Annotated in this window: 12 protein-coding genes; 5 read left to right on the top strand and 7 right to left on the bottom strand. The window is 73.5% G+C overall.

The window, feature by feature from the left end; genetic code table 11:
- Nucleotides 1-30: 30 nt before the first annotated feature.
- Complete coding sequence (locus tag ACZ3TI_RS06055) at nt 31-660, top strand: TetR/AcrR family transcriptional regulator (RefSeq protein ID WP_465723860.1); 630 nt, start codon at nt 31-33, stop codon at nt 658-660.
- A 215-nt stretch (nt 661-875) separates the two neighbouring features.
- Here the strand turns inward: ACZ3TI_RS06055 and ACZ3TI_RS06050 are convergent, their stop codons facing one another.
- Entirely contained in the window at nt 876-2,405 is a 1,530-nt protein-coding gene (locus ACZ3TI_RS06050; RefSeq protein WP_465723858.1) for a choice-of-anchor A family protein, read from the bottom strand.
- A 328-nt stretch (nt 2,406-2,733) separates the two neighbouring features.
- Between ACZ3TI_RS06050 and ACZ3TI_RS06045 the strand changes: the two genes are divergently transcribed.
- The 3 genes from ACZ3TI_RS06045 to ACZ3TI_RS06035 all read left to right on the top strand — a co-directional run bounded on the left by ACZ3TI_RS06045 (nt 2,734) and on the right by ACZ3TI_RS06035 (nt 5,110).
- Nucleotides 2,734-3,441, top strand: coding sequence for a 4'-phosphopantetheinyl transferase family protein (locus tag ACZ3TI_RS06045; RefSeq protein ID WP_465723856.1), 708 nt, complete (start codon nt 2,734-2,736; stop codon nt 3,439-3,441).
- 265 nt (nt 3,442-3,706) lie between these two features.
- Nucleotides 3,707-4,189 (top strand): DUF2269 family protein, encoded by a 483-nt coding sequence (locus tag ACZ3TI_RS06040; RefSeq protein WP_465723854.1) that lies wholly within the window; start codon nt 3,707-3,709, stop codon nt 4,187-4,189.
- A gap of 90 nt (nt 4,190-4,279) precedes the next feature.
- Nucleotides 4,280-5,110 carry a helix-turn-helix domain-containing protein gene (locus ACZ3TI_RS06035; protein ID WP_465723852.1) on the top strand — a complete coding sequence of 277 codons (831 nt, stop codon included), beginning with the start codon at nt 4,280-4,282 and terminating at the stop codon, nt 5,108-5,110.
- Nucleotides 5,111-5,128: 18 nt separating this feature from the next.
- On the opposite strand, the gene ACZ3TI_RS06030 is transcribed toward ACZ3TI_RS06035, so the two are convergent.
- Entirely contained in the window at nt 5,129-5,560 is a 432-nt protein-coding gene (locus ACZ3TI_RS06030) for a hypothetical protein (protein ID WP_465723850.1), read from the bottom strand.
- Nucleotides 5,561-5,675: 115 nt separating this feature from the next.
- Entirely contained in the window at nt 5,676-6,680 is a 1,005-nt protein-coding gene (locus ACZ3TI_RS06025) for an Lrp/AsnC family transcriptional regulator (RefSeq protein WP_465723848.1), read from the bottom strand.
- A gap of 114 nt (nt 6,681-6,794) precedes the next feature.
- Between ACZ3TI_RS06025 and ACZ3TI_RS06020 the strand changes: the two genes are divergently transcribed.
- The gene (locus ACZ3TI_RS06020) at nt 6,795-7,601 is read left to right on the top strand and encodes an inositol monophosphatase family protein (protein WP_465723846.1); all 807 of its coding nucleotides are present in this window, start codon (nt 6,795-6,797) and stop codon (nt 7,599-7,601) included.
- 40 nt (nt 7,602-7,641) lie between these two features.
- On the opposite strand, the gene ACZ3TI_RS06015 is transcribed toward ACZ3TI_RS06020, so the two are convergent.
- From ACZ3TI_RS06015 to ACZ3TI_RS06000, 4 genes are all read right to left on the bottom strand, one after another.
- Entirely contained in the window at nt 7,642-8,517 is an 876-nt protein-coding gene (locus ACZ3TI_RS06015; protein WP_465723843.1) for an amidohydrolase family protein, read from the bottom strand.
- Nucleotides 8,514-10,148, bottom strand: a complete 1,635-nt coding sequence (locus tag ACZ3TI_RS06010) for an acyl-CoA dehydrogenase family protein (RefSeq protein WP_465723841.1) — start codon at nt 10,146-10,148, stop codon at nt 8,514-8,516. The genes ACZ3TI_RS06015 and ACZ3TI_RS06010 overlap by 4 nt, the downstream gene beginning before the upstream one ends.
- On the bottom strand, nt 10,132-10,857 hold the full coding sequence (locus ACZ3TI_RS06005; RefSeq protein ID WP_465723839.1) for a TetR/AcrR family transcriptional regulator: 726 nt from the start codon (nt 10,855-10,857) through the stop codon (nt 10,132-10,134). Before ACZ3TI_RS06005 ends, ACZ3TI_RS06010 begins: the two co-directional genes overlap by 17 nt.
- A gap of 222 nt (nt 10,858-11,079) precedes the next feature.
- The gene (locus ACZ3TI_RS06000) at nt 11,080-12,573 is read right to left on the bottom strand and encodes a S28 family serine protease (protein WP_465723837.1); all 1,494 of its coding nucleotides are present in this window, start codon (nt 12,571-12,573) and stop codon (nt 11,080-11,082) included.
- Between the last annotated feature and the right edge of the window lie 133 nt (nt 12,574-12,706).

The following is a 12,706-nucleotide window of genomic DNA, read 5'->3' as shown; positions in this document are numbered from 1 at the left end:
GACATCATGATTTCGGCATAGGATCCCGCCATGGGACTTCGCGAACTCAAGAAGCAGCAGACCCGGGACCTCCTGGCCGACACCGCCATGGGCCTGTTCGCCGAGCGCGGGTTCGACCAGGTCACCGTGGTCGAGGTGGCCCGGGCCGCCGGAGTCTCGCCGAACACGGTCTTCAACTACTTCCCGACCAAGGAGGACCTGTTCTTCGACCGGCAGGACGCCGTGGTCGCCCACCTGGCCGAGGTGGTCCGCCGCCGCCCGCCCGGCAGCTCCGCCGTGGACGCCGTCCGGGCCGACCTGCTGGCCGCGGTCGCGGACGGGGAGCCGACCGTCGGACTGGACCCGGGGATCGCGACCTTCTGGCGGATCGTCACCGACAGCCCGGCGCTGCGGGCCCGGCTGCTGGAACTCGGCGAACGGGCCGAGGCGGCGCTGGCCGCCGCCCTGGCGGAGGAGTCGGGAGCCGCCCCGGACGACCCGCTCCCCCGCGTGCTGGCCGGAGCCGTCGCGGGCGCCCACCGGGCAGTACTCGGCGAGATCCGGCGGGCCATGGTGGCCGGCGAACCGGCCGAGGAGGTGCGGCCCCGGATCGAGGCGACGGTGGAACGGGCCTTCGACCTGCTCGCCTCGGGGCTCGCGGACTACCCGGCAGGGCGGTAGGACGGCAGGACCGGGCCCGGGTACGACGCGGGCCGCCCGGTCCGATCGACTCGGGCGGCCTGGGCCGTCGGTCAGCCGTTCACCTGTTCAGGCGTTCGGCTCTTCAGGTGTTCGGCTCTTCAGGTGTTCGGCTCTTCAGGTGTTCGGCTCTTCAGGTGTTCGGCTCTTCAGGTGTTCGGCTCTTCGGGCGTTCGGCTCGTCAGGTGTTCAGCCGCTCAGCCGTGGCGGCCGCGACGGCGGGCGGCCATCACGGCGAGACCGCCGAGGCCGAGCAGGCCGACGCCCGCCAGGCCGAAGACCACCGGGGCATTGCCCGCGCCGGTCGAGGGCAGCTCACCGCCGCCGGGGTGGTGACCGGTCGACTGCTTGGTCGGGTGGTGGCTGGTCGGAGCCGGACCCGCGCTCGAGGTCGACGCACTGGCGGACGGCGAGTAGTGGTGGCTCGGGGACCACGCACTGGCGGACGGCGAGTAGTGGTGACTCGGGGACGACGCACTGGCGGACGGCGAGTGGTGGTGACTCGGGGACGGTGACGTCGGTTTCGAGGTCGGAGACGGCGAGGTGGGGGTGGGGGACGTCGGGGTCGGGGACGGCGACGTCGGTTTCTCGGTCGGAGACGGCGACGTCGGCGACGGCGACGGCGACGGCGAGGACGAGGTCGGCGACGGGCTCGGCGTCACCGTGCACTCCGGCAGGTCCCCGTCGAACGGGTAGCTGTGGATCTCGTAGCCGCCCGTTCCCGTGTGGATCAGGTTGCCCGCGAGGTACACCCGCCCGTTCAGGCCCGCCTGGGCGATGGTCGTGGTGCCGCCCGGGTTGCCCGCCATGACCGAGCCCTGGAACTGGGCGCTGCCAAGGAGCTGGGCCGAGGTCGCGGTCGGGAAGTTGTACAGCAGCTTCGAGCGCATCCCGGTGGTCTGGTCGCCCGCCAGCCCGGTGCCCGTGTAGGTGTTGATGATCGGGTTGTCGCCGAGCACGTTGACCACGACGGTGGCACCGGCCGGGATGTTGTTGAAGGCCAGGCCGATCTGCCCGCCGTTGGACGAGGCGAGGTTCCGGGTGACGTTGAAGACCTGCTTCATGCTGACCCCGTCGCCGGTGAAGGTCGCCGTGCCGAAGGAGATGTCGACGGTGCCGGTCGCGGTGGCCCGCCCCACGCAGTCGGAGACCTCCTCGATCCGGGTCAGCATCGTCCGGTAGGGCGCGGCGGCGTTGGAGTCCTGGATCGACTGCCCGGTGGGGTCGATGCTGACGGTGCCGGTGACGCTGCCCGCGTGGCGCAGGTTGCCGAAGGCCGGGCCGTGCGAGTCGCTGCCGCCGATCAGGATTCTGTTGCCGGACTTGACGTCGATGGTGCCGCCGGTGGTCACGAAGTCGCTGCCGTTGGGCGGCACGACGCGCGAGCCGACGCCGACGACGCCCATGTTGTAGACGCCGCCGCCGTTCTTGTCGACGGTCAGCTTCCCCAGCGTGACGATTTTGCCCTCGGCCTCGGCGGCGCGGCCGTTCACCGTGCAGTCGCCGCCGGTGAAGACGTTGATGCCGGCGTCCCTGCCGGCGAAGTCGCCGTTGTGCGGCGGCGTCGGCCTGGTGGCGGGGCAGTCGGGTCCGGTGCAGCCACCCAGCGGCGGGGCCAGCGGCGCTGCCGAACCGACCGTCAGCACGGCGGCCAGCGGCAGCGCGGCGACGGCGGTCGCCACCGCCATCCGGACGGCCCGGCGACCGCGGGTGGCCGGCGTCCTCACGGCGGTCGTTCTGTGATCCGGCGAACCGGTGGCCTGACCCATCGACAATTCCTCCGTGCATAAGAAAAGGCAGGCCTCGGACGACCTGCCGCGTTCCGTGATATCTGCTGTCGATCCCACAGATCCGGGATATCCAACCCCAAATCGGACTATTAACACCATATAGTTCATCAGATCGCGTCCGAAGTTCATCCCGCCGCCGCGCCGAGCCCCCGGAACATCCGGAACGTCCGGAATACCCGGAACGCCCGGTCGGCGAGAGAGGCGAGAGGCGAGGGAGGCGAAGCTCCCCTCCGACCGGGGCCGGGGTTGGAGCTAGGTTGGAGTCATGACCACCGAGGCCCCCGCGCCGACCGCCGACCAGAGCGCGCCGCTCGTCGCCGTCGCGTCCGCCGACGCCGTACTGCGGCACCCCGAAACGGGCGAGCACCTGCTGACCGCCCTCGAGCAGGAGCGCGCCGCGCGCTTCCGGCACGAGTCCGGGCGGGCCGACTTCACCGCCGGGCACCTGCTGGTCCGGCTCTGCGCCGCCCGGCTGCTCGGCGTTCCGGCAGCCGGCCTGGTGCTCGCCCAGCAGTGCCCGGACTGCGGGCTCGCCGATCACGGCAAGCCGTACCTACCGGACCACCCCGGGGTGCACGTGAGCCTGTCACACACCCGGGGCGTGGTCGCCGCGGGCGCCGGCCACCAGCCGATCGGCGTGGACGTCGAGCTCGCCGGCCGGGGCGGCTCGCTGAACTCGGTCGCCCGCCGGGTGCTCACCCCGGCCGAGCTCGCCGCGGTCGAGGCGGCCCCGGAGCCGGACCGGGCGTTCCTGCGGCAGTGGGTGCGCAAGGAGTCCCTGATCAAGATCGGGCGGGCCACCCTGGACACCCTCGGCGGGATCGACCTGTCCGCCCTGCCGCTGGACGTACCGCCCGGCGCCCCGCTGCGCAGCCGCTACGAGGATCTGCACCTGATCGACTGGACCGCCCCCGAGCACGGCGCCGCCGTCGCGGCGGTCAGCACCGCCCCGCCGCGGATCGTCGAGCCGTAGCCGTAGGGCCGTCGGGCCGTCGGGCTGTCGGGCTGTCGGGCTGTCGGGCTGTCGGGCCGTCGGGCCGTCGGGCTGTCGGGCTGTCGGGCCGTCGGGCCGTCGGGCTGTCGGGCTGTCGAGCCGTAGGACGGTCGGGCCACGGGGCTGGAGGCACCCGCGCGCGGGGCCGGTGGATAAGCGGTGTTAGCGTGCCTGGTCGTGGGCGCGCCGACCGCGCGCGCCCGCGGACCCCAACTGCCCACCGGATCCCAAAGGGTGCCCCGCCATGGCCAAGTTCCTGCTGAGCCTGCACGTCCTCGTGTCGGTCCTGTTCATAGGCCCGGTCGCGGTGGCCGTCAGCATGTTCCCGCGCCGGGCGAAGGCCGCGCTGGCCGGCGGACCGGACCAGGCCTCCGACGCGGGCGTGCTGCGCGTCCTGCACCGGATCACCCAGCTCTACGCGCTGCTGGGGGTCGCGGTGCCGGTGCTGGGCATCGGCCTGGCCCAGGTGATGGACGTGATGGGCCAGTCCTGGGTGATCGTCTCGATGGTGCTGACCGCGGTCGCCGCGCTCGCACTGCTGCTCTTCGTGCTCCCCGGCCAGCAGGCCGCCGTGGACGCGCTCGCCCTCGACCCGGCGGACGAGCAGCGCGCCAAGGCCGTCAACGGCCTGCGCCTGCTGCCGATGACGGCCGGGGTGTTCAACCTGCTGTGGGCCGTGGTCGTGGTGCTCATGGTCATCCGGCCGGGTTCCACCACCGGCGTCTGATCCCTCGGCTCCCCCGGATCCCCGCCCCTCCCGGAGTCCCTCACGACGCCCCGTTCCGCGGACCGGCCCGTTCGAGTACCGTCCCGGTCCATGACGATCATGGCAGGCATGGGCAGCCCGACGGGAACCGGAGTCGGCCCGCTGCTGCGCGGCTGGCGGGAACGACGGCAGCTCAGCCAGCTGCAACTGGCCCTGCGGGCGGACTCCTCCGCCCGCCACCTCAGCTTCGTCGAGAACGGCCGCTCCCGCCCTAGCCGGGAGCTGGTGCTGCGGCTGGCCGAGCAGCTGGACGTCCCGGTACGCGAGCGCAACACCCTGCTGCTCGCTGCCGGCTACGCCCCCGCCTACCCCGAGACGCCGCTGGACGACCCCTCGATGGACGCGCTGCGCGGCGGCATGGAACGGCTGCTGGCCGCCCACGACCCGTACCCGGCGGTGGTCGTGGACGGGAGCTTCCGGGTGCTGGCGGCCAATCGCTCGCTCGCGCTGCTCCTGGACGGGGTCGCCCCGCACCTGCTGCAGCCGCCGCTGAACGCGATCCGGGTCACCCTCCACCCGGACGGGCTGGCGCCGCGCATCGTCAACCTGCGGCAGTGGCGGCGGCACCTGCTGGAGCGGATGGAGCGACAGCTGGAGCTGGTCCGTGCCGAGCCGCTGCGGCAGCTGTACGAGGAGGTCCGCGGCTACCCCGAACCGGTCGACCATCCCGCGGACGACCCGGCCGAGGAGGGCTTCCCGTTCGCACTGCCGATGCGGATCCGCCATGACGGCCGGGTGCTCTCCTTCCTCTCCACCATCGCGACCTTCAACACGCCGCTGGACGTGACCGTCTCCGAGCTGGCCATGGAGACCTTCCTCCCGGCCGACGCGGAGACGGTGCGGTTCCTGCAGTCCGCGGTGGGTCCGGAGCGTCAGCTGTAGCGCCCGCCCGCTCCGGAGTCAGCCGTCACGGCCGCTGCGGCGCAGGGCGGTGAACTGCAGGACGGCGAACAGGCCCACCGTCGCGGCCTGCAGCGGGATCCAGACCAGCCCGGCCGTGGTCGGCTCCAGCCACACCTCCATCGCGACGAGGCTGAGCACCACCCAGACGAGGTTGAGGTCGATCACCGTCCGCACGCCCAGCCGCGGCGGCTGCCGACGGGCCGCCAGCACACCGACCGCGACGGCGTAGAGGGTGAGGAAGACCCCGATGTCGAGCAGGGTCGCGCGCCCGATGCCGAGCAGCTCGCCGAGCGGACCGGAGAAGGCCAGGTAGGCCAGGCCGTTGCCGAAGGTGGCCAGGGCGTCCAGGGTGAGGACGCCGCGCACCGTCCGCGGAGAGAAGGCGGAGTCCGACCTGGCGGGGGTGAGGATGTTCGCGTGGGCGGACATGGCGGATCGCCTCCTGTCTGGGTGGGATCCCGGGGCCGTGGCGGCTTCACCGGGTTGCCACCACCCTGCCCGGCCCGGCGGCAGGCGTCGATTACCCGATAGGTAAAGCCCGTGGTCAACGCGCCTGTGCCCGCCGCGGCGGCGGCTGCCGGAGCAGGACGCCCGCCCGCTTCACCGCGCGGGCCGTGATGGTGGTCTCGACGCGGGCGGCTCCAAGCGGGCCGAGGGTGTCGGTGAGGAAGCGGTACAGCTCGCCGTGGTCCGCGCAGAACAGCGTGGCCAGCAGGTTGGTCGGGCCGCTGGTGGCGAACACGCCGTGCACCTGCGGGTGGCGGGCCAGTGCGGTGCCGACCTCGGCGAGCCTTCCGGGCGGCACGTCCAGCCAGAGGTTGGCGTCCACCGCCATGCCGAGCAGCCGCGGGTCGACGGTGGCGTGGGTGCGCAGCTGCCCCAGCTCGTCCAGCCGGTGCAGCCGGCGGCGCACGGTCGACTCGGGCGCGCCGACGGCCGTGGCCAGGACGGCGTGGGACTGCCGGGCGTCCTCGCCCAGCCGCTCCAGCAGCGCGCGGTCCAGGGCGTCCAGCGGCGGGGGTACGGCGGGGCGGGGGACGACGGGCCGGGCGAGCGCGGCGGCCTCCGCTTCGGTGAGGTGGCCGGCCTGCCACTGCCCGGCGTCGGCGTAGGCGTGCAGCACGGCGTGGGTGGTGGTCTCGGTGACGGCGCTGGTCGCGGGCAGCTGCCCGTACAGCAGCCGGTCGCGCGCGCCGGCGTCGGTCAGCATGACCGCGCCGACCTCGTGGCCGCCGAGCATCACGTCGACGAAGGGGACGTCGGAGCGGTCCGCCAGTGCTTGCGCGATGGCGTCCACCCGACCGCTCAGCACCCGGACCCGCAGCAGCAGCGCGCCCACCGCGGCGTCCTCGACGTCGGCCATCCGGACCACCCGCAGCACGTCCGCCCGGCGCATCCGGGCCAGCCGGCGGGTGACCGTACGGGCGGAGACACCCAGCACCTCGGCGATCCGGCCGGGCTCGGCCCGTCCGTCCACCTGCAGGGCGCAGACCAGGCGACGGTCGAGGGCGTCCAGCGTGCTGTCCGGATCAGCAGTCGAGAGGTCCATAGTGTCCGATTCCCGTCGTTCTCTGCGGCTCGAGCGTCCTGTTCGGCAGCCCTGACGGTACTCCTTGTCCTGGGCGGGCCGGAACGACCGGCCCGGGAGCAGGGAGGAGTCACCGTGATCGACGAGCTGTGGGCGCTGGCGCAGGGTGTGGAGGACGCGGTCCGCGAGGTCGGCGCGAAGCTGGCGGCCCGCCGGTCCGGCGTGCCCGTCGCGGCACGGACGCTCGCGGAGGCCGGGGCAGCCTTCGCCGAGCTGGACGGCCCGGCCGCCGCCGAGCTGCGGGAGCGGCTGACCGCGCTGCGCCCGCAGGCCGGCTGGATGCCGGAGGAGCTGGACGGTTCGGTGCCCGCCGAGGGCGAGTGGTGGCTCTGCGACGCGACCGACGGCGCGGTGCAGTACCTGCTCGGCCACCCGCACTGGGCGGTCACCGCCACGCTGGTCCGGGACGGCGCCGCGCTGCTGGCCGTGGTGCACGCCCCGGAGCTGGACGGCGGGCGGACCTACCGGGCGGTGCTGGGCGGCGGGGCCGAGCTGGACAGGCGGCCGATCGCCCCGCTGGAGCGCGAGCCGGCGATCACCGTCGCCGCCACCAGCCAGCCGCCGGGGGTCGCCGGGGACGCCGTGGCGCTGCGCCGGGCGGGCGAGTCGCTGTCCGCGATGGCGGGCGCGGTGGCGGCGGTGCGCAACCTCGGCCCGACCGCACTCCAGGTGGCGCAGGTCGGCTCCGGGCACCTGGCGCTGTTCTGGGAGTACGGACGCGACGCGGGCAACCTGCTGCCCGGCGCGCTGATCGCGAGCGAGGCGGGCGCGGCGGTGACGGACGCCACCGGCGCCGCCTGGACGGCCGGCTCCGACAGCTTCCTCACCGCCGCGCCCGGGCTGCACGCCGAAGCCCTGGGGGTGCTGCGGGTGGTCAGCTGAGCTCGGGGCCGGCTCAACTTGGGATCAGCTGAGCTTGAGGTCAGCTCAGCTTGAACAGGGCGGCCGCGTTGTCGTGGCAGACCGCCCGCAGCCACTCCTCCCCCAACCCCAGGCCGGTCAGCGCCGCCAGCTGGTGGATGTACCGGTACGGGATGTTGGGGAAGTCGCTGCCGAGCAGGATCCGGTCCTGCAGCCCGCGCAGGCGCGGCACGTGCTCGCGTGGGAAGGGGGCGTCGACCTCGGCGAAGTCGGTGAACGCGATGGTGGTGTCCAGCCGGACGGCAGGGTGGCGCTCGGCCAGGTCGAGGAACTCGCGGTACTCGGGCATGCCGAGGTGGGCGACCACCACGACCAGCCCGGGGTGCCGCTCCAGCACCGCGCCGATCGGGCCGGGGCCGGTGAACCGGCCCGGCACCGGCCCGGAGCCGCAGTGGGTGACCACCGGGGTGCCGGTCTCGGTGAGCAGCCCCCAGACCGCGTCCAGCTGCCGGTCCGCCGGGTCGTAGCCGCCGACCTGCAGGTGCGCCTTGAACACCCGCGCGCCGTCCTCGATCGCGCGGGCCACGTACTCGGGTGCCCCGGGCTCGGGGAAGAAGGTCGCGGTGTGCAGGCAGTCCGGGGTGCGGGCGGCGAAGTCGGCGGCCCAGGCGTTCAGCCAGCCGGCCATGCCGGGCTTGTGCGGGTAGAGCATGGACGTGAACGCCCGCACCCCGAACTCCCGCAGCCGCCCCACCCGCTGCTCCTCGGCCTCCCGGTAGGTGATCGGCCAGGGGCGGTTCACCAGCGGGCCGGCCGCGTCGAAGTACGCCCACACCTTGTCGAGGACGTTCTTCGGCATGAAGTGGGTGTGCACGTCGATCAGCCCGGGCAGGCCCAGGGCCTGCCAGAACGCGCGGACCTCCTGGGACTCGCTCACGCCGGCACCGGCCGGGCGCGGTCGATGATCGCCCGGGTGTCGACCCCGGCCGGCAGGGTGCCGAAGGCCGTGCCGTGGTCGCCGCCCAGCCGGCTCGCGCAGAACGCGTCGGCCACCGCCGGGTCGCCGTACCGGACCAGCAGCGAGCCCTGGAAGGCCAGCGCCATCGACTCGACCAGCCGACGGGTGCGGTACTCCAGGTCGGTCAGGTCGGTGAGCTCCTTGCGCAGCGCGGCGACGGCCGCGTCCAGGCGGCGGTCCGCGCCCGCGGCGGCGTCGATCTCGCCGAGGAAGGCCTCGACGCTCTCCGGGCGCTTGGCCATGGCGCGCAGCGCGTCCAGGGCCGCGACGTTGCCGGAGCCCTCCCAGATCGACACCAGCGGTGCCTCGCGGTAGAGCCGGGGCATCCCGGACTCCTCCACGTAGCCGTTGCCGCCCAGGCACTCCAGCGCCTCGGCGGAGTGCGCCGGACCGCGCTTGCACACCCAGTACTTGGCCACCGCCAGGCCCAACCGCCGTACCAGCGCCTCGGTTTCGTCCCCGGCGAGGGCGAGGTCGGTGGACTGCGCGAGCCGCATCGCGACGGTCGTGGCCGCCTCGGACTCCACCACCAGGTCGGCGAGCACGTTGCGCATCAGCGGCTGGTCGACCAGCGCCTTGCCGAACGCCCTTCGGTGCAGGGCGTGGTGGACGGCCCGGGTCGCGCCGTAGCGCATGCCGGAGGCGGCGCCGACGGTGCAGTCCAGGCGGGTCATGTTGACCATCTCGATGATGGTCGGCACCCCGCGGCCCTCTTCGCCGACCAGCCAGCCGACCGCGCCGTCGTACTCCAACTCGGCGGAGGCGTTGGACTTGTTGCCGAGCTTGTCCTTGAGGCGCATCAGCTGCAGGCGGTTGCGGCTGCCGTCGGGGAGGATGCGCGGCAGCACGAAGCAGCTGAGCCCGCCCGGAGCCTGGGCGAGCGTCAGGAAGAGGTCGGACATCGGCGCCGAGGTGAACCACTTGTGGCCGGTGATCCGGTAGGTGCCGTCCGGCTGCGGGGCCGCGGTGGTGGTGTTGGTGCGGACGTCCGAGCCGCCCTGCTTCTCGGTCATCGACATGCCGGCGATCAGCCCGCGCTTGGTCCGCGGCTCGCGCAGCCCGAAGTCGTACTCCCTCGCGGCCAGCAGCGGCTCCAACTCCGCGGCCAGGGAAGGGTTCGCGCGCAGCGCCGGGACGGCGGCGTAGGTCATCGAGATCGGGCAGGTGTGGCCGGCCTCGACCTGGCCCCAGACGAAGAACTTGGCGGCGCGGGCGGCGTGGGCGCCGGGGCGCTCGTCCCGCCAGGGCGCGGCGTGCAGGCCGTACGAGACGGCGGTGCGCATCAGCTCGTGCCAGTACGGGTGGAACTCGACCTCGTCGATCCGGTGGCCGAAGCGGTCGTGGGTGCGCAGCACCGGCGGGTTCTCGTTGGCCAGCCGGCCCCACTCGGCGGCCTGCTCGGAGCCGGCCAGCCGGCCCAGCTCGCGCAGCTCGGGCTCGGCCCAGCCGGCGCCGGCCCGCTCCAGGGCGGCGAGCAGGGCGGGGTCGGCGGCGGTGTCGTGTCCGTACGGCAGGGGCACCTGGTTGGTGACCTCATGCGTCGCTGTCATCGCGTCCTCCCAGGGCACGCAGGGTGAAGGAGACCAAGGCGGGGACCACCTCGGCGGCGGACCCCCGGGGATCGGTGGCCCCGTGGGCGTCGGGCGTGACCCCGTGGGCGTCGGGCGTGACCCCGTGGGCGTGGGGCGTGGCCCGGTGGGCGTCGGGCGTGGCCTCGTAGTTGTCGGGCGTGGCCGCGAGCGGGCCGGCCAGTGCCTCGCCGACCGCGCCGACCAGGGCCGCGGCGGTCAGCACCGGGTCCTGCTCGGGCAGTTCGCCGCTCGCCACGGCGGCGGCGATCTCGGTGGCGATCACGTCCCGGAACGCCCGCCGGAACACCAGGCGCTCGCCGTCCACCACCGCGTCGGCCGGTTCGACCAGCAGCGCGTACGCCAGCCGGGGCGCGCGCAGGGCGCGGGCGGCGAAGGTCTCGACCACGGCCGCGATCCGCTCCTGCGGGGTGTCCCGCCGGGCGACGGCCGCGTTGACCGCGTCGATCTCGCGGGTGACCACCCGGCGGAACAACTGCACCGACAGCTCGGCCTTGTTGGCGAAGTGCTGGTACAGGCTTCCGGTGGCGATCCCGGCGCGGTCCGCCACCGCGGCCATCGTGCAGCCCCCGTAGCCGCGCTCGGCGAGCAGCCCGACCGCCGACTGCAGCACCGCCTCGCGCTGGGCGTCCAGGCGGGCTTGTACGGCGGGCGTGCGTCGGTAGGCCATGGAAGCATTGAAGCACTGATTCATCTCTTCGGGGAGGGGTCCCGCACGGCCCGGCAGGGCTCGGAGAAGGCCCGGGCAGGGCTCGGAGAAGGCCCGGGCAGGGCTCGGAGAAGGCCCGGGCAGGGCTCGGAGAAGGCCCGGGCAGGGCTCGGACAACGGGAGGAGGCCGCCCCGGGCAGCGGGGCGGCCTCCTGTCACGGGTGGCCTGACGGCGTTCAGGCGTTACAGCGGGCGGCGCTCCTGCTCCAGCCGCTGGCCCTCGACGTCCAGCGGGCCGAAGGCGGGGGCCGTCTGCGGCGACTTGGCGAGCGAACGGGCGGTGTCCTGGTCGCCCAGCCCGGCCCACTCCAGCACCTTGGCGGTGGCCTCCGCTGACTGCGCGGCGGGGAGCTTGCCGATGTTGGAGCCGTGGTTGCCGCCGGGCACGGTGTAGACGTAGCTGTCCTCACTGCCGCGGCCGAGCCGGAACGGCTTGGCGCCCCAAGGGTCGTTGCCGCCGTAGACGTACATGATCCGCTCGCCCTCGCGCTTCACCCAGCGGTCGATGTCCGGCATCGCGTACGGGTTGAAGGCGGTCGGGATCTCCTTCGGCACATAGCTGCGGGCCGAGTAGAGCTCCTTGTAGTCGTAGTGCAGCACGTCGCCGAGGTACGAGACGTCGAAGAACGGCGCGCCCAGCTCGGTGGCGGCCTGGTAGTAGTACGCGGTGTACTTCGCCAGCGACTGGTCGCTGTTGCCGGTGATGCCCGACTGGGCGTCGAACCAGGCGTACAGCTCGTCGTCGGTCGCGGTGGCGGCCACCGGGACCTTGGCGCAGTCCGACTCCAGGCTGTACTGCCAGAACGCCCAGACCACGTCCAGCACGCCCGCCTCGTACGCGCGGTCCGGGGTGCCGAGGGTGTTGAAGGTGGAGCCGGCCGCCTTGTTGTCGGCGACGTAGCGGGCCTCCAGGCGGTCACGCCGCACCAGCAGCTCGTGCTGGGCGGCGTTCAGCTTGGCCCGGCACTCCGGGGTGCCGACGGTGCGGAAGAACTCGGTGTAGGCCGCGTAGTCGTTGACGTCGGTGTTGTTCGGCGCGACGTAGGCGATGGTGCCGGCCACGTCGTCCGGGTAGAAGCGGCGGTAGAAGGTGGAGGACATGCCGCCCTTGCTGGCGCCGGTGGACAGCCACTCCTGGTGGTAGATCCGCTTGAGCGCGGTCACCAGCTTGTGCGAGTCGGCGGCCTGCTGGCGGATGCCGGCCTTGGACCAGTCCGCCGGCTCCGGGCGAGACGGGGTGAAGTAGCGGTACTCGATGGAGACCTGGTTGCCGTCCACCAGCCGGGTGGGCTCGGTGCGGGACGGGTTGGTGCCCAGGGTGTAGCCGTTGGTGTAGAAGACCGTCGGACGGTCGTAGCCCCGGTGCAGCACGCTGAAGCGCTGCTGGAAGGTGCCCAGCCAGGGGCGGAAGTGGTCGATCGGCTGGGTGTAGGTGGCGAGGAAGTAGCGGTGACCGGTGGTGGTCGGCTTCTCCTCGGTGATGGTCACCCCGGGGATCGCCGCGAGGCGGTCCTTGATGTCGGCGTTCGGGTCGTCGGCGGGGCTCCGGCCGTGGGCCGCCCCGGCCGCCTGGGCCCCCTGGGCATCGGCGGCCAGCGCCGGGGACGCCAGGCCGCCGAACGCGAGCAGCGGTATCAGCAGGGTGGAAACCAGCAGCCTTCTCAGCGCGGTGGTCATCAACTCTCCATCTGGTCAACGGACATGAATGCCGCCTCGTGGGCACAACTCTGCGGTGCGGGTGGTGCGACGGCCGCCCGGCGGACGGCCGAATGGGCCACCCGCCATCGCGGGTGGCCCATCGCGGTAAAGG

It is taken from the genome of Kitasatospora sp. NPDC023120, assembly GCF_055560835.1.
This window is presented reverse-complemented; position numbering and strand designations above follow the sequence as displayed.

Bases quoted from the DNA above. Each gene is read 5' to 3' on its own strand.
- ACZ3TI_RS06055 (WP_465723860.1), top strand. From the start codon at position 31: ATGGGACTTCGCGAACTCAAGAAGCAGCAGACCCGGGACCTCCTGGCC.
- ACZ3TI_RS06045 (WP_465723856.1), top strand. From the start codon at position 2,734: ATGACCACCGAGGCCCCCGCGCCGACCGCCGACCAGAGCGCGCCGCTC.
- ACZ3TI_RS06040 (WP_465723854.1), top strand. From the start codon at position 3,707: ATGGCCAAGTTCCTGCTGAGCCTGCACGTCCTCGTGTCGGTCCTGTTC.
- ACZ3TI_RS06035 (WP_465723852.1), top strand. From the start codon at position 4,280: ATGACGATCATGGCAGGCATGGGCAGCCCGACGGGAACCGGAGTCGGC.
- ACZ3TI_RS06030 (WP_465723850.1), bottom strand. From the start codon at position 5,560: ATGTCCGCCCACGCGAACATCCTCACCCCCGCCAGGTCGGACTCCGCC.
- ACZ3TI_RS06025 (WP_465723848.1), bottom strand. From the start codon at position 6,680: ATGGACCTCTCGACTGCTGATCCGGACAGCACGCTGGACGCCCTCGAC.
- ACZ3TI_RS06010 (WP_465723841.1), bottom strand. From the start codon at position 10,148: ATGACAGCGACGCATGAGGTCACCAACCAGGTGCCCCTGCCGTACGGA.
- ACZ3TI_RS06005 (WP_465723839.1), bottom strand. From the start codon at position 10,857: ATGGCCTACCGACGCACGCCCGCCGTACAAGCCCGCCTGGACGCCCAG.
- ACZ3TI_RS06000 (WP_465723837.1), bottom strand. From the start codon at position 12,573: ATGACCACCGCGCTGAGAAGGCTGCTGGTTTCCACCCTGCTGATACCG.